17 protein-coding genes are annotated in these 23,504 nt (G+C 60.0%); 9 read left to right on the forward strand and 8 right to left on the reverse strand.

Features of this window, described 5'->3' with window-relative positions; translation table 11 throughout:
• Positions 1 to 341: 341 nt before the first annotated feature.
• Both ACNPM8_RS12520 and ACNPM8_RS12525 read right to left on the reverse strand, forming a co-directional pair.
• Positions 342 to 1,817 carry an MFS transporter gene (locus ACNPM8_RS12520; RefSeq protein WP_105658206.1) on the reverse strand — a complete coding sequence of 492 codons (1,476 nt, stop codon included), beginning with the start codon at positions 1,815 to 1,817 and terminating at the stop codon, positions 342 to 344.
• Positions 1,814 to 2,848: an MBL fold metallo-hydrolase gene (locus tag ACNPM8_RS12525; protein ID WP_105658207.1), complete on the reverse strand. Its 1,035-nt coding sequence runs from the start codon at positions 2,846 to 2,848 to the stop codon at positions 1,814 to 1,816. The genes ACNPM8_RS12520 and ACNPM8_RS12525 overlap by 4 nt, the downstream gene beginning before the upstream one ends.
• A gap of 227 nt (positions 2,849 to 3,075) precedes the next feature.
• On the opposite strand from ACNPM8_RS12525, the gene ACNPM8_RS12530 reads away from it, so the two are divergent.
• Both ACNPM8_RS12530 and ACNPM8_RS12535 read left to right on the forward strand, forming a co-directional pair.
• A complete protein-coding gene (locus ACNPM8_RS12530) occupies positions 3,076 to 3,564 on the forward strand; it encodes a cupin domain-containing protein (RefSeq protein ID WP_448939942.1) in 489 nt (162 codons plus the stop codon).
• Between the two features lie 73 nt (positions 3,565 to 3,637).
• On the forward strand, positions 3,638 to 4,381 hold the full coding sequence (locus ACNPM8_RS12535) for an alpha/beta hydrolase (RefSeq protein ID WP_332502875.1): 744 nt from the start codon (positions 3,638 to 3,640) through the stop codon (positions 4,379 to 4,381).
• Here ACNPM8_RS12535 and ACNPM8_RS12540 read toward each other — a convergent pair.
• Both ACNPM8_RS12540 and ACNPM8_RS12545 read right to left on the reverse strand, forming a co-directional pair.
• A complete protein-coding gene (locus ACNPM8_RS12540; protein WP_105658210.1) occupies positions 4,358 to 5,239 on the reverse strand; it encodes a PaaX family transcriptional regulator in 882 nt (293 codons plus the stop codon). The two genes, ACNPM8_RS12535 and ACNPM8_RS12540, sit on opposite strands and share 24 nt — an antisense overlap.
• A gap of 619 nt (positions 5,240 to 5,858) precedes the next feature.
• A complete protein-coding gene (locus ACNPM8_RS12545; RefSeq protein ID WP_133832978.1) occupies positions 5,859 to 8,090 on the reverse strand; it encodes a polyribonucleotide nucleotidyltransferase in 2,232 nt (743 codons plus the stop codon).
• A 558-nt stretch (positions 8,091 to 8,648) separates the two neighbouring features.
• Here ACNPM8_RS12545 and ACNPM8_RS12550 point away from each other — a divergent pair.
• Positions 8,649 to 9,692 (forward strand): NAD(P)-dependent alcohol dehydrogenase, encoded by a 1,044-nt coding sequence (locus ACNPM8_RS12550; protein ID WP_133832979.1) that lies wholly within the window; start codon positions 8,649 to 8,651, stop codon positions 9,690 to 9,692.
• A 95-nt stretch (positions 9,693 to 9,787) separates the two neighbouring features.
• Here ACNPM8_RS12550 and ACNPM8_RS12555 read toward each other — a convergent pair whose 3' ends face one another.
• Positions 9,788 to 10,390 carry a hypothetical protein gene (locus ACNPM8_RS12555; protein WP_133832980.1) on the reverse strand — a complete coding sequence of 201 codons (603 nt, stop codon included), beginning with the start codon at positions 10,388 to 10,390 and terminating at the stop codon, positions 9,788 to 9,790.
• Positions 10,391 to 10,863: 473 nt separating this feature from the next.
• Here ACNPM8_RS12555 and ACNPM8_RS12560 point away from each other — a divergent pair, with 473 nt between their 5' ends.
• Positions 10,864 to 11,175 carry a DUF1883 domain-containing protein gene (locus ACNPM8_RS12560; RefSeq protein WP_166650648.1) on the forward strand — a complete coding sequence of 104 codons (312 nt, stop codon included), beginning with the start codon at positions 10,864 to 10,866 and terminating at the stop codon, positions 11,173 to 11,175.
• 22 nt (positions 11,176 to 11,197) lie between these two features.
• On the opposite strand, the gene ACNPM8_RS12565 is transcribed toward ACNPM8_RS12560, so the two are convergent.
• Complete coding sequence (locus ACNPM8_RS12565) at positions 11,198 to 12,172, reverse strand: ADP-ribosylglycohydrolase family protein (protein WP_448939943.1); 975 nt, start codon at positions 12,170 to 12,172, stop codon at positions 11,198 to 11,200.
• 815 nt (positions 12,173 to 12,987) lie between these two features.
• Positions 12,988 to 14,307 (reverse strand): YjiH family protein, encoded by a 1,320-nt coding sequence (locus ACNPM8_RS12570; RefSeq protein ID WP_448939944.1) that lies wholly within the window; start codon positions 14,305 to 14,307, stop codon positions 12,988 to 12,990.
• Positions 14,308 to 14,724: 417 nt separating this feature from the next.
• On the opposite strand from ACNPM8_RS12570, the gene ACNPM8_RS12575 reads away from it, so the two are divergent.
• The 3 genes from ACNPM8_RS12575 to ACNPM8_RS12585 are packed head-to-tail and all read left to right on the forward strand — an operon-like array spanning position 14,725 to position 19,339.
• The gene (locus ACNPM8_RS12575) at positions 14,725 to 15,750 is read left to right on the forward strand and encodes a 3-oxoacyl-ACP synthase III (RefSeq protein WP_013348415.1); all 1,026 of its coding nucleotides are present in this window, start codon (positions 14,725 to 14,727) and stop codon (positions 15,748 to 15,750) included.
• On the forward strand, positions 15,744 to 18,335 hold the full coding sequence (locus tag ACNPM8_RS12580) for an alpha/beta fold hydrolase (RefSeq protein WP_448940108.1): 2,592 nt from the start codon (positions 15,744 to 15,746) through the stop codon (positions 18,333 to 18,335). Before ACNPM8_RS12575 ends, ACNPM8_RS12580 begins: the two co-directional genes overlap by 7 nt.
• Positions 18,332 to 19,339 carry an NAD-dependent epimerase/dehydratase family protein gene (locus ACNPM8_RS12585; RefSeq protein WP_448939945.1) on the forward strand — a complete coding sequence of 336 codons (1,008 nt, stop codon included), beginning with the start codon at positions 18,332 to 18,334 and terminating at the stop codon, positions 19,337 to 19,339. The genes ACNPM8_RS12580 and ACNPM8_RS12585 overlap by 4 nt, the downstream gene beginning before the upstream one ends.
• Positions 19,340 to 19,371: 32 nt before the next feature.
• Here the strand turns inward: ACNPM8_RS12585 and ACNPM8_RS12590 are convergent, their stop codons facing one another.
• Positions 19,372 to 20,466, reverse strand: coding sequence for a hypothetical protein (locus ACNPM8_RS12590; RefSeq protein WP_448939946.1), 1,095 nt, complete (start codon positions 20,464 to 20,466; stop codon positions 19,372 to 19,374).
• 256 nt (positions 20,467 to 20,722) lie between these two features.
• On the opposite strand from ACNPM8_RS12590, the gene ACNPM8_RS12595 reads away from it, so the two are divergent.
• Both ACNPM8_RS12595 and ACNPM8_RS12600 read left to right on the forward strand, forming a co-directional pair.
• The gene (locus ACNPM8_RS12595; protein ID WP_448939947.1) at positions 20,723 to 21,583 is read left to right on the forward strand and encodes a prephenate dehydratase; all 861 of its coding nucleotides are present in this window, start codon (positions 20,723 to 20,725) and stop codon (positions 21,581 to 21,583) included.
• 516 nt (positions 21,584 to 22,099) lie between these two features.
• Positions 22,100 to 23,494: an NAD(P)-binding domain-containing protein gene (locus ACNPM8_RS12600; RefSeq protein ID WP_134780937.1), complete on the forward strand. Its 1,395-nt coding sequence runs from the start codon at positions 22,100 to 22,102 to the stop codon at positions 23,492 to 23,494.
• The last annotated feature ends 10 nt before the right edge of the window (positions 23,495 to 23,504 follow it).

A 23,504-nucleotide genomic window follows, 5' to 3' on the forward strand; every position in this document is an offset into this window, starting at 1 on the left:
GCGCACAGCGGTGTGCCACGGTTTTATCCTTTTCCAGCACCCCCAGGCCTGCCAAGGGTCCGCTTGCCGGCAAGATCGCACTTGCGAAATGCAAGTGCGCTGGCACCGGGGAAACGATGGCCGGGTGGAATGCAAAGGGATTTTCCAAAAGGCGAACCAGCCATGCAGGCATTGCAGCGCATTCCATGAATGCCTGCCCTGAGTGCGGCCATGCTTCCTGCGCCATCACTCCCACCGGCATCCATAGGAGCTAGGCCGCGGATCGCCATGTGCAGCAGAATCCCATCGGCCGTTGCGACTTGGCCGATGGGATCCTGCAGCTCGATCCGGGGCGATCTTGGCTAGCCGGTGAACGTGAAGCTGGTCTGCAGCTTGCGCGCTGTCCGGTCCGGATTGAGCATCAAGACGCAGAAGATGCCAACAACAACCAGGTAGATTCCGATCATCCCGAATGAGGCATTCATGCCCTGAGCCAGCAACTCGGCCATCTCCGCCGAGTCAGCCACGCCCTTAGGGCTGGGAATATAGCCCGCGCTGTCCATCAGGCCACCGACCATTGCGGGAGCGACCACGCCGCCCACCGAAGCCAGTCCAGTGAGCGTGGCCATGAGGGCCGCGCGCTGCCTGGAGCAGACGCTGAAGGCGATTGCCGTGGGAGCCAAGGGATAGATCATTGCCGTACCGGCACCGAGAGTCAGCATCGCCACGGCGGCGTAGCCGGAGAGGAAGGGCAAGATCGAGAAGCAGACCCCGGAAATCAGCAACGTTGCGCCGAACAGGGCGCCCATGGCCCAGCGAACCGTCACGCCGCGCTTCATCAAGTAGCGGGAGCCGAAGCCCAAAACCAGCAGCGCGATAGCGCCGATCACCCAGGGGAAGGTGGAGACCAAACCGATCATTTCCGGTGTCAGGGCAACGACGGATCCCAGATATTTCGGGGACCACGTGGTCAAGAAACCCTGCGCCCAGAAGCAGCCGGCACCTGCGAGCACCGCTGCCACGAACATCCACGAGCCCAGGACTCGTCGAATCGGCACGATTTTCAGCAGATCGGAGGAATCCGCAATGCTCCCCTTGCCCTGCAGGTCGAATTCGGCGACCGGTTCCGGTTTCTGCCCAGCCTGCTGCTGGTCCTCCGCCAACGAGATGGCACCGGCTTTCGCCTGTGCCTTGCCCGCCGTGGAATGGCTGTACGGGCCGTCGCGGCCCAGAAGCAGCCACGCTACGCTCCAGAGCAGCCCGAAGATCCCCAGGAAACCGAAGGCCCAGCGCCAGCCCAGGGCCGGGTTGGCGATGATCCATGCAAGGGCAGGAGCCGCGAGGATCGGCCCCAGGGTTGAACCGGCAGCGATGACGCTACTGGGCAGCCCACGTTCCTTCGCATTGAACCAGCCGTGGGCATGCTGCAGCGAAATGGGGGTCGCCGGCCCCTCGGCTCCACCCAGCAGGATGCGTGTGACCAGCAGGATTGCCGCGCCTCCGCCGAAGAGCATCGGGAACTGCAGGACTGCCCAGGCAATGCCCATGGTCAGCAAGATCCAGCGGGTGGATACCTTTCCGGCCAGGAAGCCGACAATAACGCCGACAATGGCGAAGAGGAAGAAGAAGGCGCTGCCGATGAAGCCGAACTGACCGGCAGTCAACCCGAGTTCGCGCATGGCGGGATCAGCCACGAGCCCCAGGACAGCTTTGTCGGCGAAGTTCACGATCTGGAAGAGTACCAGCATGCCGGTCACCATCCAGGCGCGCCGGTTCATTTTGCCGTTGGCAATGGCCGCACGCAAGGTGTGGTCCGCGAGATTCTGTGTCGTACTCATACCAAGCTCCCCTTGGAATCGGCCGCGGAGAGTTCCAGCGCCGCCGGGCCGATGCTGAAGACGTCATTGTCCTCGGCGATGGATACATTCCCCGCGAAATCACCGCGTGCGGTCTCCAGCATAGCTTCCAGATCAGCGGCACCGGGGGTGTTGGGAACGATGTGATGCAGCACCAGCGCGCCGACTTCGGCTTTCGCGGCGACCTTGCCCACCTCGCTGTACGGCGTGTGCGATTCACGCAAATGCACTTCGATGCCATCGCGCGTCGGGCCGTCCGGGAATGTCGCCAGGATGCCAGGCAGATCGATGACCTCATGCAGCAGCAAGTCAGCTCCGCGGGCGAGCCTGATGCAGTTCTCGGAGTAGGCGGTGTCTCCGGAGACCACGACGGAACCGTAGCGCGAGTCGATCCGGAAGGCGAATGCCGGGAAGCACAAGCGGTGGTCGACCAGAATCGCGGAGATCGCCACCAGCTCATCTCGGTAGATCTCAAAGGGCTCCATTTCCGGGTGGCGATTTTCAACTGCGCAGGCCCCGGATGCCTCGGGGATCTGGATGTTCTGCGACTGGATCCATTCGTGGGGTTCGTCGCGGCCTTCATCGGCCATGCGGATCAACACGTCGGAGGAGAAGACCTTGTCCAGCAGCGCATCGACGATTTCTTCGGTGCTGGTCATTTCCCGCTCGGCGACGCGCGAAGCGATCTGCTGCTCGTGCTCCGGGCCAAGGGCGGGGATGCGATTGGGACGTCCAGGGCCGAAAACTTGGATAGGCCGGGCGAAAGACTCCCCCGGGACCTGCCACCCGGTCACCAGATAGGCGCCGAGATCGTAGATGTGGTCCGAGTGGTGATGGGTCAGCAGCACCGCGCGCAATTCGCCCCATTCGGCATGCGACCGGTAATTGCGGATGCTTCCCATGCCGCAGTCAATCACGTAGGTTGCCCCATCGACCCTAATCGCCGTGCTGGTGCCAGCACGGGAACTGGAAACGATCGGGCCGCCTCCGGTGCCAAGCGTGTAGACGCTCATTCCTTTTACCTGAGTGGTATTCACATTGGTGCCTTACTCGTAGAGTGCAGCAACGGGTCCCATCGACCGCGATGCGTGAATTGCGAGGGTAGTGAAGAGTCCGGCAGCATAGGCCGAAGTGATAGAAATCATATACACCGAATTTTGCGATCGCAAGACCTATTGCATATCTAATGTGATTCATGCCATGCTGGACGCACCAGCCATCTACCCGCTAAGGAGTCATCATGGAACAGCACCAAGGCCAAGAAATCATTCTGGGCGATCTGCCCAAGGGCATAACTTTGGCCAGTGAATCAATGGGCAACAAGACGTGGAATGTCCTCGGCCACACCTATCTCTCCAAGGTCGAGAGTTCCAGCAGCTTTGCATGGCTTTCCCTTGATCCCACTGGAACCGGTGTGCCTCCGCACGTGCACCCTAAGCAAGATGAGCACATTTACATAATGGAAGGCACTTACACCCTGTACCTGGACGGCGAATGGTTCAAGGCCGGGCCTGGCGATACCGTCCGCATGCCCATGGGACTTCCTCACGCCTACTACGTCAAGGATGGCGCACCGGGCAAATCGCTCTTTTGGGTAAGCCCTTCGGGACAACTGTCCACGCTCTTCGATGAGCTTCACAACTTGTCTGACCCGGAGGAAGTTGTCCGCCTCTCAGCACTGCGTGACGTGGACTTCCTGCCACCGGGATCCGTACCCGGCGCAGACTAGCATTGGCAGAAATTACTACGTGGCCGGCAGGGATACTCCTGCCGGCCGCCGCAGGATGGAAGGAAAAAGCGCAGTGCCGCAAAATACGCGAGAGTCCGAGTTGCTCAAGTACGGGGATCATCCCGACCAGCATTTCATCCTGGCGCACCCGTTCAAACAGCCTTCCCTGGGCACTGCGGTCCTGGTCCACGGCGGCTACTGGCGCCAGCGGATCACCGCCAGCGTGATGCAACCGATGGCTGACGATTTGCTGCGCTCTGGCTGGAGCGTGGCCAACGTGGAATACCGGCGCGGTCCGGACCACCCGTGGCCCACCCCATCTTTCGATGTGGCCGCGGCAATCCAGCTCGTGCGCAGCTCGTTGCGATACCAGGGCCAATCCGAGGCAGCTATTCTTATCGGACATTCGGTCGGCGGTCAATTGGCGCTGCTGAACTCCAATTTCGCCGATGCCGTGGTAGGCCTCGCTCCAGTCACCGATGCTTCCAAGGTGCATGCAGAATCCCTCGGCGATGGTGCAGCAATGGAATATTTCGGCGATTCTCCGGCCGGGATTCCGGCAATCTACCACGATGCTTCGCCAATCCAGGCCCCACCGCCTTCGGTGCCAACGCTCTTGGTCCACGGGTTCAACGACGACCGGGTACCGCTGGAGCACACGCGGGAATACCTGGATTCCCTGGCCGGACACGTTCTGCCGGAACAAATGATCCACCGGTCGCTGGACCACTTTGAAATCATCGACCCGCAGCAGCATCATTGGCAGGCCGTGCAGACCTGGATGCGGCAGGTACTAGTCGACGCGCGAGCCGAGTAGCCGACTCGCGTATAGTTCCGCATGCGGGGACAACAGCGCGTGCAACGCCAGGAAGGTCTTCTTGGCCTGCGGAGCTTTCCACCCATCAGGCAGGTATTCGAAGGGCAAATTCGGATCCCGATAAGGGAAACGCCGCCAGCGCGTAAGCATCGGAATATAGAAGGCGAAAGCCGCCCGCTCCAGTTCCGAGCGCTGCTCGGCTGACTCGACGGGATCAGCTAGCCGTTGCTGCCACGTTCCTAAGCGTCCGACATACAACTGGAGGAAGTCGGTGTACTGATGGTCCAGTGCTTCAAGATCCCACCATTGGGCAACCTTGTCCCGGATATCGGCAGGGGACATGTAGTCAGCCTTGAAGAACTCGACGTACTTGGACAATCCTCGCGCATCCAAGCGGACCTTAGCCTGCTCGAATGCCAGATGCGGCCCCACGGCCACTCCTCCGGAGACCATCCCGAACCCTAAGCTAGCCAGCTCGGTGCGCAGTTCGTACCGGCGATTCCGCTCGCTCTCGGGTACGGAAAAAATGGCCAGCACCAAGGAGTCCCCGGAGGTTGAACGCGAAGGAGCAAAGATCCGTTGGTCGTCCTTCCGGAAGCTGTCCATAACCTCGGCGGAGAGCTGGTACTGGGATTCGTTCCCTGCGCGTTCGTTAATTAGCACGCCGCGGCTTTTCAACCGTGAAATGGTGGAGCGGATTGCTTGCGACCTGATACCCAAGGCATCGAACATCTCGACGATGATAGAAACAGGGAAAGAGCCACTGGCCGATTCGCCATACAGGCCGTACAGCGTCACCAGCAGATTCTGATGCTGCAGTTTCGTTCCCCCGATATCCACTGGTTCAACGTCCTTCATTTGCGCTACGGCTACTTTTTCTATTCCTCGTTCCTATCCTAGGTGGCCAGCGATCGAATCAGGGGTATCAGCGCCTTCCCGCCTGCGGCTCTGCGCCTGAGCGAACCGGGACGAGTACACTCTGGACACTAGGACCGCTGGTTCAACTCTCCGCAGTCCATCTGACCCAGATGGTTTTATCTGGTTAAGGTCAGTGCTTGCCTCCGCCCAAAGCCAACGTGGCTGGAAAGCGGCAATGGGGTACAGCACGTGTTGTCCGGCGCTAGCTGCGGCCCGCAAGGTACTGGGTATCAGGCTGGCAGCTAGCGCCTGAGAAACTCCACTGAGGTCGTCCGAAAGGGCAGCGCGGCGCAGTGGAAATGCCTTGCGCACAATTTCTCGCGAGGCACTGCAGATGCTTCTTGAATTGGAAGCGTGAGCCCCCGCGATAGGTTCTCTCCGCCAAGCGGCACCCGCTTTGGAACTTGGAGAAGATCTATGAGAGTTCAATTGGCTGCGTCATCAGGTCATGCCTCCAGCCAGGACCGCCAAAGACTTTGGGAGAAACCTGCTCCCGGGCAAGAATAAGCAAAAACCCCGATTCGCCAAGCGAATCGGGGTTTCAGCAAGAATCTAAAGACTACTCAGCAGCAACTGCTTCTTCAGCTTCTTCCTCGACGACTGGAGCCAGCGACAGCTTGCCGCGGTCATCAATCTTGGTGATCTCCACCTGCAGCTTCTGGCCAACGCCGACGACGTCTTCGACGTCCTCGACACGCTTGCCATCGTTGATCTTGCGCAGCTCGGAGATGTGCAGCAGGCCGTCCTTGCCCGGGGTCAGCGAAACGAACGCACCGAAGGTGGTCAGCTTCACGACGGTACCCAGGTAACGCTCGCCGACCTCAGGAACCTGAGGGTTGGCAATAGCGTTGATGGCCGAGCGGGCGGCTTCAGCGGACTCGCCGTTAGTTGCGCCGATCAGCACGGTGCCGTCATCTTCGATCGAGATGTCAGCGCCGGTGTCTTCCTGGATCTGGTTGATCATCTTGCCCTTAGGGCCGATGACCTCGCCGATCTTGTCCACTGGAATCTTCACGGAGATGATTCGTGGAGCGTTGACGTTCAGTTCATCCGGGGCGTCGATAGCCTGGTTCAGAACGTTCAGGATGTGCAGGCGTGCTTCGCGAGCCTGGGTCAGCGCGGCGGCCAGAACCGATGCCGGAATACCATCCAGCTTGGTGTCCAGCTGGATCGCGGTAACGAACTCGGAGGTACCTGCAACCTTGAAGTCCATGTCGCCCATGGCATCTTCGGCACCGAGGATATCGGTCAGGGCAGCGTAACGGGTTTCCCCGTCTACGGTGTCCGAAACCAGGCCCATGGCGATGCCTGCAACGGCAGCCTTCAGTGGCACGCCAGCGTTCAGCAGCGACAGGGTCGATGCGCAAACCGAGCCCATGGAGGTCGAGCCGTTGGAGCCCAATGCCTCGGAGACCTGGCGGATTGCGTATGGGAATTCCTCGCGGCTAGGCAGCACTGGAACCAGTGCGCGCTCAGCCAGTGCGCCATGGCCGATTTCGCGGCGCTTAGGCGAACCAACACGGCCGGTTTCACCGGTCGAGTATGGAGGGAAGTTGTAGTTGTGCATGTAGCGCTTGGTCTTCACCGGCGACAGCGAGTCGATCTGCTGTTCCATCTTCAGCATGTTCAAGGTGGTGACGCCCATGATCTGGGTTTCGCCACGCTCGAAGATTGCCGAACCGTGAACGCGAGGCAGAACCTCGACCTCGGCGGAGAGCTGGCGGATGTCAGCAAGGCCGCGGCCGTCGATGCGGATCTGGTCGGTCAGGATGCGCTGGCGCACGATGTGCTTGGTAACAGCGCCGAATGCCTTGGAGATTTCACCCTCGCGGCCTGCGAAAGCGTTGCCTTCGCCAGCCAGCGATGCAACGATCTCTTCCTTGTATGCGCTGGCAGCGTTGTCGCGCTCCTGCTTGTCAGCGATGGTGTAGATCTCCGTCAAGCGGGTCGAAGCAGCAGCCTCGACAGCGGTGAAGGCATCTTCTTCGTAATCGCGGAAGACCGGGAATTCAACGGTTTCCTTGGCAGCGCGAGCAGCCAGGTCGGCCTGGGCCTCGCACAGGACCTTGATGAATGGCTTCGCAGCCTCAAGGCCTTCAGCGACAACCTCTTCGGTTGGAGCCTGGACGCCGCGTTCCTTGATCAGTTCCCAAGCGTTGTCGGTAGCTTCAGCTTCCACCATCATGATGGCAACGTCGTCGCCAGCGATACGGCCGGCAACAACCATGTTGAAGACAGCGTTCTTCAGCTCGGAGTGGCGTGGGAAGGCAACCCACTGTGCGCCGTTTCCGTCATCAACCAGTGCAACGCGAACGCCGCCGATTGGGCCGGAGAATGGCAGACCCGAAAGCTGGGTGGACATCGACGAAGCGTTGATCGCTACGACGTCGTACAGCTCGTCTGGCTCGATGGACAGCACGGTGACGACAACCTGGACCTCGTTGCGCAGGCCCTTGACGAAGGCTGGGCGCAGTGGGCGGTCCATCAGGCGGCAAGCCAGGATGGCTTCGGTCGATGGGCGGCCTTCGCGGCGGAAGAAACTGCCTGGGATGCGGCCGGCTGCGTACATGCGCTCTTCAACGTCCACGGTCAGTGGGAAGAAGTCGAAGCCTTCGCGTGGGTGCTTGCCAGCGGTAGTTGCCGAGAGCAGTGCGGTCTCGTCATCGATGTAGACCATTGCCGAACCTGCAGCCTGCTTGGCAATGCGGCCGGTTTCGAAGCGAATGGTGCGGGTGCCGTAGCGACCGTTGTCGATCTGTGCTTCGGCGAATTGGATTTCTGGACCCTCCATTAAGGGGGTGCTCCTTTCGATCGCTCCCACGTGGTGGATGAGCGAACCGTGTGGCCCTACCCAGATCTGGTCTTCGATCGAGACCCGCGCTGGGGCGCATATTTGCCCTAGCGAAAGTCACTACCGAGGACCGCGAAACTGGCGGTCGGGACCAACGGTCAGTCAGCCCTGGGAGTTATTTTCTTTCGGGGCCCGCATAGAACATGCAGACCCAGGTACTAGCCTACCGGGAATTGGCAAAAGACGCAGTTCTTGGGCGATAGGCGCGTGCCAGCCACTTGCGTCGCTGCCATTCATCGTTTGAGAGCGGCCTTGCAGCCTGGGCAACCAGCGAAGATCATGCGGCGCTGCTGCCCTGGCGATCCCCGGGCGCAACCAGCACGGTGCGCGTTGATCCTCATTTAGGCAGGGAAACCTGCGGAAGGAAATTTTCTCCAGCCGGGATTATTCATAGCCTGTCGATTGTTGTTCTCCATGGGCTTTGCCCTGACGGACCGCGGCAATCGCCGCAGTCCAGAACATTTCCAGTCGCAACCCGCAAGACAAAGGAAAAACCTGATGGCAACTATGGTCAATGCATACGCAGCGCACTCTGCGACTGATGGACTCATTCCGACGCAGATTGAACGTCGTGCAGTAGGTCCGCACGATGTCTTGATTGATATCAAGTTCTCCGGCATCTGCCACTCCGACATCCACACGGTGCGCGGAGAATGGGGAAACCAGAACTATCCGCTGGTCCCGGGCCACGAAATTGCCGGCATCGTTGCCGAAGTCGGGCCAGAGGTAACCAAGCACAAGGTGGGCGACCGCGTTGGCGTGGGCTGCATGGTCAATTCCTGCATGGAATGCGAGAACTGCCTTGCCGGAGACCAGCAATTCTGCGAGCAGAGTGTTGGTACCTACGGTGCTCGTGACCGTGATGGCAGCATGACCCAAGGTGGCTACGCCACGCATGTCGTGGTTACCGAGAACTTCGCCCTGAACATTCCTGAAGGCATCGATCTGGATGTTGCCGCGCCCCTGCTTTGCGCCGGCATCACCACCTTCTCCCCGCTGAGGCACTGGGGTGCAGGGCCGGGCAAGAAGATTGCCGTCGTGGGACTCGGCGGCCTGGGCCACATGGCGGTCAAGATCGCCAGTGCCATGGGCGCTGAGGTCACCGTTCTGTCGCAGTCGCTGAAGAAGAAGGATGATGGACTGAAGCTGGGCGCAACCGACTACCGGGCCACCAGCGATGAGAACACCTTCAAGGATCTGCAGAAGAAGTTCGACCTGATCATCAACACCGTCAGCGCTTCCATCGACGTCAGTGCCTACCTCGGACTGCTGCGCGTGAACGGCACCATGGTCAACGTTGGTGCTCCGGCAGAACCGTTGCCTGTCAATGCCTTCGCACTGATCGGGGGACGCCGTTCCTTCGCAGGTTCGCAGATCGGCGGCATCGAGGAAACCCAGGAGATGCTGGATTTCTGTGCCCAGCATGGCATTGGCGCAGAGATCGAGGTCATCGGTGCCACGCAGATCAATGAGGCTTACGAGCGCGTGCTGGCATCCGATGTCCGCTACCGCTTCGTAATCGATACCGCGACGTTGGCCTAGTCACCCCAGCTCACTCGGGTCGCAGAGAACGGTGCCGGTCTTGTCCAGCAGTGCAGGACAGATCCGGCGCCGTTTCGCGTCTGGCTAATTAATGTTCATTCGCCCCGGCGCGATCTACGAGTGCCTGCGTTCTCCCGTTGGCTGCCCTGTTCTGGAGCCTCGGCCGCAGTGCCCTGCTCAGACAAATTCCCCTTGATCGCGGCAAGCTCGGATTGGAGTTGCGCCACGGCACCACTGAGGTTCTTCAGTTCCTGCCTGCGGCGGCTGGCAGCCCTGAAAGTCTTGATCATCATGGCGATGATCAGCGGAATGGCCGCGAGCAGGGCCCAGCCGCTGCGTTCAAAGAAGTCGAGGGCCACCGGCAGGGCCTGATTGAATTCCCAGAAGGAATTCACTCCCCCGGCAATCGATTCCAATGCAGATTCCACGGGAGCCAGTTGCTTGCCCACAACTGGTATTCCGGAAAGATCAGGGGCATTCACCGGAGGCTCGCCCATGGTCCATCGCGGATCACCTGGCCGCTTCAGGATATAGATCCCGGCACCGGCGCTGGCAGCGGCGAATAAGAGCACCGAGGCCAGGGCGACCGCCACTAGCTGGTGCCTCCGCCATAGCCCCGCCGCCACGGCAAAACCAATCACCAGAATCCAAATCCACATTCGCAGTTGTTCCAGGCCAATGCCCGTCAGTAAATCCATGAACTTTGCCTCATTGCTCTGGGCCGCCATGACCCAAGTTGTGCGTTACTTCATCCCACTTAGGTACGCTATCGCGAGCAGCGGATTAATTGCCGCCTAGCACGTCAATCCGGTTGAGATCGAATCGTTCGAGTCGTCATATTGCTTCCTTGCCCCGGTATCCGGGACCCAATAGCCGATGGCTTCCGGCTCGTCCAATGCAGCGATCGGCTCATGCCACCTGCCGGCAGCTCGAATGGAAATTGCCACTAGCCCTCTTGCGATCGCGGATCTGGCATCGGTTGAGGTGGCAACGCGACGCACCCCAAAGACCAGAAGGCCTCGTTCTCCAGACTCCTGCAGCTTTGCCGTTGCAAATGCCCGAACCGGTACAGTGCTCTTGCCTTGGGTGCGTTGGCGACACTGGCCTGAATTTGAGTTAATGGGTCTGGGTCCGCTGCTCGGCGGATCACCTGGGATCGAGGAGGCTGGCATTGGCGGAGCCTAATTTTGCTGAACATTATTGGGATTTCATTGAGCGGGGAAGCATCTTGGTAGTGACTCTCAGTGGACCGGCTCATCTGCGGTTGATGGATCCGGAAAATTTCGCGGCATTCCAGGACGGAGAAGAATTCGAAGCATACGGTGGACTGGCACGCCGTGCTCCATACCGAATCAAGGTGCCCCATTCCGGACCCTGGTTTCTAGCGATTGATCTGACTGGCCTCGGTGCGCGTGGGGTGCGCCACGAAGTCAGCATCGTGCTGCCACAGAAGCTGGAAGCTCGACGACCAGCCCGGGACTAGAAGCAAGATCCCGCAGGAGAACTTAGCCCGCGAGCTCACTCGAAATATCGACAAGCTGTTGCATCCTCATTCCGGGCCAACCGTGGACCATATCCACCCACTGCGCCGGAACACTCGAGAACCCGGAAGCTGCGCCAATGAGCGATCCGGCGATGGCTGCCACGGTGTCGGTATCCACGCCTCCGCGAACAGCCGCTTCCAGCACCGGAACCAAGCGAGCGTTCCCGTCTTCCGGTTCGGCGGTGGCGATCGCGCTCCAAGCACCTTGGAACGCTTCAACGACCCAACCGTTATTTGTGAAGTCCCGAGGTCGATGGTTTTCGGCATGGTGGATGCGCTGCTCCCATGCTTGTGCGCGTTCTGGTTCAAGCATCGCAAGACCACTGCGAATATCTAGTTCGCCGGTGCGCACAGCGTGGTGAATGGCTGCTGTCCAAAGCCCGCAGGCCTCAGCGGCTTCATCATCAAAATGGGTCAGCTTGCTGATAGCTGCCGCAGCTTCGAATGCGGCAGCAGGCGGTTCAGACAGATAAGCCAGCGCCACGGGCGCTGTGCGCATGAGACTGCCGTTCCCGCCGGAGCGGCCAGTTCTCCGGTGAATCTGTTCAGAACCAGCTAGCGCATCATCAGCGGTCGGCTCGGCTCTTCCGTCAGTAGACGCAACATGCTGGGCGTGGGCAAGGACTGCCCGCGTCTGGTTGCCGACGTCCGGTGCGTTCGTGGCCCATTTGGCCCATTCCCGAACCATGTAGTTGCTCGCGGCACCATCAAGCTTGCCGTTGGAATCCAGCAGGCCCTGGGCAATGACTATGGCCATTGAGGTGTCGTCGGTCCACTCCCCGGGCGCAAAATCGCCCAACCCGCCACCAATCATCGAGATTTTGGCGGATTCGGGCAACGGTGCGTTGAATTCGTAGCCCGCGCCCAGGGCATCTCCGGCAGCCATCCCGGTCAGGACTCCACGAATTCGATCTTTCACCTGTACTGAATGTGCCATTTGCGCCTTTCACAGGGTGGTCGCCAATGCAGAGTAATACTACTTGGATCCACTGTACCGATGCGCGGCGACAGTAGAGCTACCTGAGCGGCCCCGATAGCGTTCCCACGGTTGATTTGCGTCCTTGCGTCGTCGGCGAACGAGGACATTGATGCGGTCACGATAACCGTTCCGCTTCTACCTGCGATCCCGACTTCGGTAAATAGCTCACCCGGTTGGCTTCGTCGCTGTCCCGGCTTGCTGCAAGCGCTCACGGGCATCGCCGAGCGGAGGCAGATCTCCTTGATCTCGATAGGCGTTTGACCCAACTTCTTGCAGTTATGGCCAATGCCCTGCAGGAACCAGGTTCCTGCAGGGCATTGGATGTCGCCAGCCTCGGTCGTTGCGCCTAGGCGAATGCAGGCGGTGGCGGAGTCGTGGGGTCAGTTGGGTGCCCCGGCGCCGGCTCAGTGGGATCCTGCGGGCCCGGGGGCGGGATCGGCCCATCCGGATGCGAAGGGCTTGGTGGTACGTCCGGCTGCGCCGGGCTTGGCGGAGCATCTGGTGTCGGCGGTTGCGCTGGCGGTTCTGGCTGGTCGGGAATACTCGGATCACCCTGCATCGGAGCACCTGATTCGTGTAAGTGATTCATTGGAACCTGCTTTCCGTCGTATCGGTTCGACCATTCAACGACGGATCGTCTCCGCCTTGCAACGGCATTCAGGAATCGCAAAGCTGCAACAGTGCCGCGACATGGCGTGGTCGCGTCGAATCGGAAAGCATCACTCGGTTCAACCCATTGGTTTCGCAAGCTGCCGTGCGCCAGCGCAGCCGACCTATAGCAGCATGCGCACGATTGGTGTCGCGATGAGGATGGTCAGGACAACGCGCACGAACCAGATAGCTACCATCTGCGGGATGTTCAGCGGAATCTGCGTCGCCAGGACGCATGGCACCAATGCTGAAAAGAAGATGATTGCAGAGACGCAAACGATGGCGATCACCATGCGCAGCTCGATGGATTCGTGTCCCGCAATGAGGGTTGCTGGAAGGAACATTTCAGCAATGCCGGTAGCCGAAGCCTTGCCAGCCAGCAACGGGTCATCCAGCCCGACGATCCAGGCAAATGGGACAAACAGGTATCCTAGCCAGTCGAAAACTGGAGTGAAGCGGGCAACCACCAGTCCGAGCAATCCGACAGAGAGAATGGACGGCAAAATTGCCATGGCCATTTTCAGCCCATCCCATACGTTGGCGCCGACATTCTTGAGCAGCGATGGCGCTCGCCGCGAGGCTCCCATGGCTTCGCTCCAGGCAACGCGTGCACGATTGCCCGTGACCAGTTTTTCCTTGTCATGTTCCATGCCCAGGTACGTCGTGTCTGGAATCCGGCTCAAAGGCGGAATGCGCACCGAAATGGCGGTCACCGCAAAGGTGACTACCAGCGACAGCCAGAAGTACAGGCTCCAGTGGTCCATCAGGTCCAGCGCCTTGGCAACAATAACCATGAAGCTGGCTGACACCGTGGAAAAACCGGTAGCGATGATGGCAGCTTCGCGACCCGTGTAGCGGCCGCCACGGTACATGCGGTCGGTGATCAGCAGACCCAGCGAGTAGCTTCCCACGAAGGAAGCCACGGCATCCACGGCCGAACGTCCCGGGGTGCGCCAAATTGGACGCATGACCGGTTGGCAGAAGACACCAAGGAACTCCATCAGCCCGTAGCCAACTAGCAAGGCCAAGAAGATGGCACCTACTGGAACGATCAAGCCAACGGGAATGACCAATTTGTCCAGCAGAAAAGGACCCATGTCCGGATCGCTGAGCCACGCCGGGGCAACGTTGAAGAGCAGCGAGCAGCCGACAGCCAGCCCGAAGATGTTCAGGAATGCGAATATGCCACGTACCTTGGATGCCTTCCATCCTCCGGTGACGAAGGGAATAACTGTCCCGCAGACGAGCATCAGCAAGATAATGTACGGAACGACCGGTGCCGCGGCAGTTTGAATCCACGTCACCAAGTGATCCAACGGGATGGTGCTCTTGCCGTTGATGGTGATGGGGAGGAAGAAGAACAAAATACCGATAAGGCTATAGATCACGAATCGCAGAACGACCGGAAGAGTGCTTTGTGCTTCAACGCTTGAAGTTGTCATTGGATACCGCCTTGTCGATGAGGGCGAGGGCATCAGCGTGATTTGATGCGCTATCCATACAACGCGACTCTGGCCCAGCAATGTGACGGGGATCGCTTTTATTGTCCGGAGTTTCAGACTTCGCGCAGATGAGCGCTTCTGCGCGCTTCCTGTGGCTGCGCAGATGGAACCAGGCCCACAGAACGATCGCCCCCACTTGCCATGATTCTCATAGGACTAGTCTGTAGGATCGATATAGTCTGCATAGGCACTGATTCCAGCTTTCGGCTGAAAAAATGCGCTCAAATAGGTCTTGGCGTCATGCAGGGAATAACCTAGGGAGAACACATACGCAACCGATGGCGCACACCCATCGGCCACGACGTTTCAATGCAGCACGCAGCACATAGATAGTCCAGCAGAAACGAAGGCACCATTTTGAACGGCAATGCCACCTTTAAGCACCACAACGTTGCGCTTTTATCAGTGAACAGCGTCCTCGCACCCGAGGTGGTGAGCTCTGCAGAATTCGACGAGCGACTTGCTCCTAGCCTGAAACGCCTTCGCCTGTCCAAGAAGCTTCTGGAACGAGTTTCCGGGGTCAAGGAACGCCGCTGGTGGTCCGATGGCGTTGAATTCGACGACGCTGCAATTCTTGCCGGCAAGAAGGCGCTGGCCCAGGCCGGTGTCGATGCCAGCGAAATCGGCCTGCTGATCAACACTTCGGTCACCCGCCGCAACTTGGAGCCGTCGGTGGCTTCCAAGGTGCACAACGGCTTGGGCTTGCCATCCTCCGCAATGAATTTCGACGTGGCCAACGCCTGCCTCGGCTTCGTCAACGGCATGAGCCTGGCAGCGAACATGATCGACTCCGGCCAGATCAAGTACGCCCTGATTGTTGCGGGCGAAGACGCCAAGCCAACCCAGGAAACCACTTTCCAGCGGCTGAACGCCGAAACTTCCACGCGCGATGACTACATGCGTGAATTCGCCACGCTGACCTTGGGTTCCGGCGCCGCCGCTGCGGTCATTGGCCCAGCGGATGCGCACCCGGAAGCGCACCGCATCGTCGGCGGCGTATCGCGCGCCGGCACCGAGCACCACGAGCTGTGTGTCGGCGGACCCTCGGGCATGTACACGGACACGAAGGGCTTGCTGGATAACGGCCTCGAACTGGTCGTGGATGCCTGGGATGAAGCCCATCAATCCGGATGGAACTGGAAGTCCATGGACCGCTACGTGACCCATCAGGTTTCCAAGTCCTACACCAATGCCATTATCAAGGCCGTCGGCCTGGTCAAGGACCGCGTGCCAATCACTTTCTCCAAGTGGGGCAATGTCGGACCGGCTTCCCTGCCCATGACCCTGTCCCAAGAAGCCGACTCGCTGAAGAAGGGCGACCGGGTGCTGTGCATGGGCGTCGGTTCCGGCCTGAACACCGCGATGATGGAGATTGCCTGGTGACCGAGCTTTTCCCCGGTGTAGATGCCATTTATTCGAAGTATCTGGAAGTACCGTCCACATCGCAGGTGGACTCCCCGGGCACTAGGCACCGGTGGCACGTCCTGGATAACAACGAAGAACTGAAGCAACGCGGAATTGAGCCGGCCGGCACCTTGCTCTGCGTGCACGGCAACCCCACCTGGTCCTACCTCTGGCGCAGCCTGCTGAACCATGTGTCCGAGCACGGGCTGCCGTGGCGAGTGGTGGCAGTGGACCAGCTGGACATGGGCTTCTCCGAGCGCAGCGGTAAGTTCCGCCGCCTGGCCGACCGCGTCAACGATCTCGGCGATCTGACTGGCGCACTGGGGCTGGCCGGCAAAATTACCACCGTGGGCCATGACTGGGGCGGCATCATCTCCCTGGGCTGGGCCGTTTCCCACCCGGACCATCTGGAGAACGTGGTGTTGACCAACACCGCAATCCACCCTGCAGGCTTCGAGCTTCCCGCCGCGTTGAAACTCGCGTCCCATCCCGCGGTGCACGGTTGGGGCACCAAGACTTCCCCTGCCTTCTTGCAGGTAACCCACGCGCTGGCGCAGCCGGCCTTGGCCCCGGATATCCGCAAGGCCTTCATGGCCCCGTACACCAACGCTGAAAAGCGTGAGGGCGTAGCCAACTTTGTCGCCGATATCCCGTTCTCCCAGGATCACCCAAGCCGTCCGGCCTTGGACGAGATCTCGGAAGCAGTGCGCTCCTTGAAGGTCCCGGCCCTGATGCTCTGGGGACCCAAGGACCCGGTCTTCTCCGACCGCTACCTGCGCGATTTGATGTCGCGACTGCCCCACGCCCAGGTACACCGCTTTGAAGGCTCCAGCCATTTGGTGGGCGAAGACAACGATATTGCCACCCCGATCTTCCAGTGGCTTGCCGGCGAGAAGAGTTCCAAGAACACCTCGCGTGCCCAATCCCTGGGCGAATACCGTCCGATGCTTGCCGAACTCGATTCGCGCACCGAGGACCAATCGGCCGCGGTGGTGGACATCAATCCTGCGCGATCGCTGTCCTGGGCCGAACTGGGCCAGCGCGTGAATGCCCTGGCCGCAGGATTGCGCCAGATCGGAGTGCAGGCTGGCGACCGGGTGAACCTGCTGGTTCCACCGGGAATTGAACTGACCACCCTGATCTACGCCTGCCTGCGCCTGGGGGCGGTGATCGTGGTGGCCGATGCCGGCCTTGGCACCAAGGGCATGGGACGAGCCATCAAGGGCGCTGGCCCGAGCTACCTGATTGGCATCGACCGTGCGCTCACCGGTGCGCGGCTGTTCGGCTGGCCGGGAACCAGGATTGCCGCTGGAGACCTGCCTGCTGCGAAGCGCAAGCTGCTGGGGGTAGCCCATACCCTGCCCGAGCTCTATGAAGCCGGCAGCCAGGCCGCTTCCGGGTCCCGGGTTTTCGAGCCATCAGATCCGGATGCCGATGCGGCGGTCCTGTTCACCTCCGGCTCCACCGGTCCGGCCAAGGGAGTGGTGTACACGCATCGCGAACTGGCCGCCATGCGCGATACCCTGCGTGAAACCTACAACCTCAAGGCCGGCTCTGCGCTGGTGGCAGGCTTCGCGCCGTTCGCGCTGCTGGGTCCTGCTTTGGGTGCCACTTCGGTCACCCCGGACATGGACGTCACCGCACCGCGGACCTTGACTGCCGCTGCGTTGGCAGACGCCGCCCTCGCGGTGGATGCAACCACCGTCTTTGCCTCCCCCGCCGCGCTGGCTAATGTCCTGGAAACCCAGGATGCGCTGAACCAGGCTCAGCGGGAAACCTTGGAAGGCGTCTCGCTGATGCTGTCCGCCGGCGCCCCGATTCCCGAGCATCTGCTGGCCAAGGTGCAGGATCTGGTTCCCAATGCCCGGGTCCACACCCCGTACGGCATGACCGAGGCCTTGCCAGTCACCGATATCGACTTGGCCGGCATCCGCGCTGCCGGAGCGGGCAATGGCGTGTGCGTGGGCACCGCAGTCGCCGGAGCCACCGTTGCCATCGCGCCGATTGACGCCCTGGGCGTGGCCGGAGACAAGCCGGAATACACCCCGAATGCCACCGGCGAAATCCTGGTCCGCGCCCCGCACGTCAAGGACCGCTACGACCGGCTGTGGATCACCGAACAGCTCAGCGTCTCCATCCCCGGCTGGCATCGCACCGGCGATGTCGGGCATCTGGATGAGGCCGGACGCCTGTGGGTCGAGGGACGCCTTGGCCACGTGCTGCGCACCGCCAAGGGCGCTATTACCCCGGTAGCCGCCGAGCACGCTGTCGAGTCGGTTGCTGGCGCTGGCCGTGCCGCGCTGGTCGGCGTGGGACCTGACGGAACCCAGGCCGCGGTGGTCGTCATGGAAACGGTGCCCGCGGCCCGCAAATCCGGTCCGGCCGCCAGCGATCTGGCCCGCCAGGTTCGCGCCGCGGTCGCGGCTACCGGCACCGAGGTGGCAGCGGTCCTGGTAGTCCCAAGCCTGCCCACCGATATCCGGCACAACTCCAAGATTGACCGGGCCGCGCTCGCCCACTGGGCTGCCGCGGCCCTCGCAGGTGGAAGGATCCGCAATCCGTGAGCCCATCGAAAAATGAAGACGCTGCCCGTCGCGTTCTGGTCACCGGAGCCAGTGGCATGCTGGGTGGCGCTGTAGCCCAGCTATTGCGCGACAAGGGCCACCATGTGCGCACCTTCCAGCGCGGCAGCTCGGCATCAGCCACTGATGAAGTCCGCGGCTCGCTCACGGATCCGCAGGCTGTCGCCGCGGCCGTGGAGTCCATGGACGCGGTCATCCACCTGGCAGCCAAGGTCTCCTTCACCGGTGCATGGGAAGACTTCGCCGCCACCAATATCGCGGGAACCAGCAATCTGCTCGAAGCATCCAAGCGCGCAGGAATCAAGGATTTCGTGTTCGTCTCGTCCCCTTCCGTGGCGCACTTCGGCGATTCGCTGGCGGGCGCCGGTGCGGGCGAAGCCGATCCGGCCAAGGCGCATGGATTCTATGCACGCTCCAAGGCAGCGGCCGAGCTCAATGCCCTGGGCGCCGATTCGCCAGCACTTCGCGTCACCGCCATCCGCCCGCACGTTGTGTGGGGGCCCGGCGATACCCAGCTGGTGGAACGCGTCATCCAGCGGGCCAAGGCCGGACGGCTGCCCCTGCTGGACCAGGGCGCAGCACTGATCGACACCACCTATATCGACAATGCCGCTGCGGCGATTGTCCGCAGCCTGGAACGCATGGACCACGCCCACGGGCGAGCCCTGGTGGTCACCAATGGCGAACCTCGGCCGGTGGGCGAGCTGATCGCCGGCATCTGCAAGGCTGGCGGCGCCCCGGCTCCGAAGCTCAACGTTCCGGGCTGGCTGGCCCGTGCGGCCGGTTCGGTGATCGAGAAGTTGTGGTTGGCAGCTGGTTCGCGCAACTTGGTTCATGATGAGCCGCCGATGACCCGTTTCCTGGCCGAGCAGCTGTCTACCGCGCATTGGTTCGACCAGCGCGAAACCCATGAAGTCCTGGACTGGAAACCTGCGGTGGGCATTGACGAAGGTCTGGAGAAGCTGGCGGAGCACTACCGGCGGTGAGCAAGCTTTTCCTCCGAAGGGAAAGCTCTAGCTCAATAGGATTGCTGCGATCCAAAGATTGCAAAAATCCTTAGAGCATTGACGACGCGTTGCACCGAATCAGGGGGAATCTGCGAGAGCGGAACGTTAGGCTTTCGACTGGCAAAGCTGCTGCGCCGCAGGCTCCTTCCGACCTCTTCCAGTCCTGGGATTCCAATCAGCTCATTCAAGAAGAATTCTCTGGCATCAGATTCGGGCGCTTCTTCGAGTGGCAACTGGGAAAGAGGCTTGAAATTGAATTCCAGGGACAGCCCTTGCACGCTGAAATAGAATATCGATACGGTGCCAAGCCGAGTTCCCATTGAATCGAAAATGGGAATCGTGCCCGCGGGGTATTTTGACCTCGACCCTAGGAATGGCAATTCCGACTTGAGCGCAGAATTAATCAGTTCGTCGAACGCTTCCAGGCTCTGCCTGTCACTCTCAAGAAGCCAGGAGCGGATGCTGCTTGTTTCCCACCGGGTGGTCTGGCGATTCTCCGGTGTTGATTTCGCATTGGCCAATTCTTCGCCGAAAACGTGAGGCAACAGGAGTTCAAGCTCCCCATGCCGCCTCCGGGCATATTCGACTGCAACGATCGATGTCCCTGGGCCGGCCATCATATTCAAGTATTCAACCATGAGTCTCAACTGGGCATTGATTGCATCGACCGCTAGCACGATTCGAAAATTTCCCTGCGTCAGGTTCAGCGCAAGGGACTCTTTCAGTGTCGTCGCCATCGCCGTATTTTCATCCCAAAGCGGCGTGGGAGAACGGTCTCTCCAGCGCTGCGCAAATTCGTCGACGTCCATCTTCCATAGACGCGAGGCATAGTCGAACATCTGGCCAACGATTTCACGCCTGATCTGCGGATTGGACGCCAACTTGCATTCGACGAGAGTCACTTCCCCTCCGGCATCCACCACGACAATATCTGCGGGGCCGACCTCGGACTGGAATTCGCGACAGGCCTTCGCTTCGGAACTCACGCCTGGAATCAGTTCCGGGTGGTTCGCAAGGATCTCCTGTAATTCTGATTCCAAGGCATACCCAATTTTTTGGGGCTCAAACCATGCCCCGTCATCTTGCCGAACCAATATGCTCGCCATGGTTGATGCTCCTTTGCACTGTGGTCTACAGCATAACGACCGCAATTGGCCCAGGAGCAGAGGAACGGAACAATATTTGCGTGATAACTCGTCGCCAATCCGTATACCTTGCCGTAGTTCATCAGCACTCCAAGCTCCGTTCGGCAACGGGCGCAAACATCATCAGGGGTCGCGCCCTCGACGTCCAGAAACCCCGTCCCCGCAACCTTGACACAAGTTTTTCATCAGGAAAGGGGCACTGAGTTATGTTGATTCAATGCGCAACAAGATTTCCTATCAGGGCGAAGCCGGTTCCAATTCCAATATGGCTTGCACGGAACTTTTTCCCGATATGGAAGCCGTGCCCTGCGCCAGCTTCGAGGATGCTTTCGCCCTGGTGGAAAACGGCGAAGCTGAGTTGGCCATGATCCCCATCGAGAATTCGCTGGCCGGACGCGTTGCCGATATCCACGTCCTGCTGCCCGAATCGCAGCTGCAGATCGTGGCCGAGCACTACCTGCGAATCCGATTCGATCTGCTGGGGCTGCCAGGCAGCACCATTGCGGGCGCTACTGAAGTGCACAGCCACATCCATGCGCTGGGCCAGTGCCGCAAGATCATTCGCGAGCATCAGCTCACTCCGATCATTGCCGGGGATACCGCAGGTTCCGCGCGCGAGGTGCGCGATTGGAATGATCCTACCAAGCTGTCCTTGGCGCCACCTCTGGCAGCAGAACTCTATGGCTTGGAAGCGCTGGCTACAGGAGTGGAAGATGACCAGACCAATACAACTCGTTTCGTTGTACTTGCACGCCGGCAGGATCTCCCGAATCGCTCCACCATGCCAGAATCCGTGATCACCACATTGGTCTTCCAAGCTCGCAACGTTCCTAGTGCGCTGTACAAGGCCCTGGGCGGTTTCGCTACCAACGGCGTGAACCTCACCCGCTTGGAAAGCTACATGGTGGGTTCCGGCTTCGCGGCCACAACTTTCATGGTTGATATCGAAGGACACCCCGACGATCTTCCGGTACGCCGAGCCCTAGAGGAGCTGGACTTCTTCACCTGGGAAATCAAGATCCTCGGCTCCTATCCGGCCAGCGAGCACCGACAGAATACTGTAGCGTCCTTCGTTTAATCCCTGGAGCTAATTCCTCCGGACAGGTCCCGGCACCGCGACGAAGCTACTGGACTCTTCAGCCCTGCCACAGCTCCCCTTTCAACGACATGATTACGCGCGGTTTTCAACGTTGCGCCCCTGTATTTTCAGACTCTCGCAAAAGTTCCAGCACCCGCATTCCGCTGTGCAGCTGATCCGGGGTCCATCGGGGCTGCACCACAGCGTTCCCTTCTGCTCTGTACCAACTCCTGACCACCCTCTTTGGCATTCGATTGCACGCTATTCTTCCGGCTGACTCATTCCGAAAATACCCACTGACCTCTGCATTCAAGATCCATATAATTGACGGCTGGTAGAATGGGGATTTATAGCCTGTGCCTATGGAAGGTTTTCATATAGAAATCTGCACCTCCCGTCCGCACGGCTAGAGAACTGGTTTAGAGCACATTTGTTGTAACGCGCGGCCAAATATCCCGGATTCCGGTACTGCGGCCGGCGCGAGATTTTCAAGGCTTACAGGCCGGAGAGGAACGCTTGACTCAACGCGTCGCAATCATTGGAGCAGGACCCAGCGGCATCGCCCAGCTGCGGGCTTTCGATTCTGCCAAGAAAACAGGGCAAGATATCCCAGAAATCGTCTGCTTCGAAAAGCAGGATGATTGGGGAGGCCAGTGGAACTACAACTGGCGCTCCGGGATCGACAAATACGGCGAACCAGTGCACTCGAGCATGTACCGCAATCTCTGGTCCAATGGCCCGAAGGAAGCCCTGGAATTCGCCGAGTACACCTTCGATGAGCATTTCGGCAGGCCGATTTCATCTTATCCGCCACGAGCAGTGCTCTGGGATTACATCAATGGCCGTGCAGAGAAATCCGATATAAAGAAGTACGTGCGCTTTGCCACCGTGGTCCGCTGGGTAGATTACAACGAAAGCACCGAGCTCTTCACCGTCACCACCGAAGATCTGAAAACCGGCAAGACTGCGTCTAGCGACTTCACCCATGTCGTGGTCGGAACCGGCCACTTCAGTTTCCCTAACGTTCCTGAATTCGCAGGAATAGGCACTTTTCCCGGCGAGCTCATGCATGCCCACGATTTCCGTGGAGCCGAGCGCTTCGCCGGCAAGGACATCCTGCTCATCGGCGCCAGCTACTCTGCCGAGGACATCGGCGTCCAGTCTTTCAAGATGGGTGCGCGCTCGGTCACCTACAGCTACCGGACCGCACCGATGGGCTTCGACTGGCCCCAGGGCATTGAGGAGCTTCCGCTCATCGATCGCTTCGAAGGGTCCACGGCCCATTTCAGCAATGGCGTATCACGCAAGTTCGATGCGGTAATCCTGTGCACCGGCTACCTTCACCACTACCCGTTCTTGCCCTCCGGGTTGGCTCTGGACTCGCCGAACAATGTCTATCCGGATACCTTGTACCGCGGTGTCGCATCCGAGAACAACAACAAGCTGTACTACCTGGGCGCCCAGGACCAGTGGTTCACCTTCAACATGTTCGATGCCCAAGCATGGTACGTCCGTGATCTGATTACCGGAAAGGCCTCGATCCCCGCAGCGGGCGACCAGCGGATCAGCATCGATGCGTGGTTGAAGCGTTTCAATGCCATTGAAACCGCTGAAGACGAAGTGAAGTTCCAGGCCGACTACATTCGCGATCTCATCGAGCAGACCGATTACCCCATGTTCGACCTGGATGAGGTCACCCGTACCTTCATGGCGTGGAAGAACGACAAGAAGAAAAACATCATGACCTACCGGGACAAGGTTTATCCATCGGTCATGACCGGTACCATGGCAGCCACGCACCATACGCCGTGGCTCAGCGAATTGGACGACAGCTTGGAACGCTACATGGCTCCCGTTCCGTCCGAAAGCGTGGAAGACTTGGCCGCCACTGAAAAGGCCACGTCAAAGTAGCGCTGTGCAG

This window comes from Glutamicibacter sp. AGC46, assembly GCF_053543715.1.

Coding starts and splice junctions, on each gene's coding strand:
- ACNPM8_RS12520 (WP_105658206.1), bottom strand. CDS start 1,817: ATGAGTACGACACAGAATCTCGCGGACCACACCTTGCGTGCGGCCATT.
- ACNPM8_RS12525 (WP_105658207.1), bottom strand. CDS start 2,848: ATGAGCGTCTACACGCTTGGCACCGGAGGCGGCCCGATCGTTTCCAGT.
- ACNPM8_RS12530 (WP_448939942.1), top strand. CDS start 3,076: ATGGAACAGCACCAAGGCCAAGAAATCATTCTGGGCGATCTGCCCAAG.
- ACNPM8_RS12540 (WP_105658210.1), bottom strand. CDS start 5,239: ATGAAGGACGTTGAACCAGTGGATATCGGGGGAACGAAACTGCAGCAT.
- ACNPM8_RS12545 (WP_133832978.1), bottom strand. CDS start 8,090: ATGGAGGGTCCAGAAATCCAATTCGCCGAAGCACAGATCGACAACGGT.
- ACNPM8_RS12550 (WP_133832979.1), top strand. CDS start 8,649: ATGGCAACTATGGTCAATGCATACGCAGCGCACTCTGCGACTGATGGA.
- ACNPM8_RS12555 (WP_133832980.1), bottom strand. CDS start 10,390: ATGGATTTACTGACGGGCATTGGCCTGGAACAACTGCGAATGTGGATT.
- ACNPM8_RS12565 (WP_448939943.1), bottom strand. CDS start 12,172: ATGGCACATTCAGTACAGGTGAAAGATCGAATTCGTGGAGTCCTGACC.
- ACNPM8_RS12570 (WP_448939944.1), bottom strand. CDS start 14,307: ATGACAACTTCAAGCGTTGAAGCACAAAGCACTCTTCCGGTCGTTCTG.
- ACNPM8_RS12590 (WP_448939946.1), bottom strand. CDS start 20,466: ATGGCGAGCATATTGGTTCGGCAAGATGACGGGGCATGGTTTGAGCCC.
- ACNPM8_RS12595 (WP_448939947.1), top strand. CDS start 20,723: ATGCGCAACAAGATTTCCTATCAGGGCGAAGCCGGTTCCAATTCCAAT.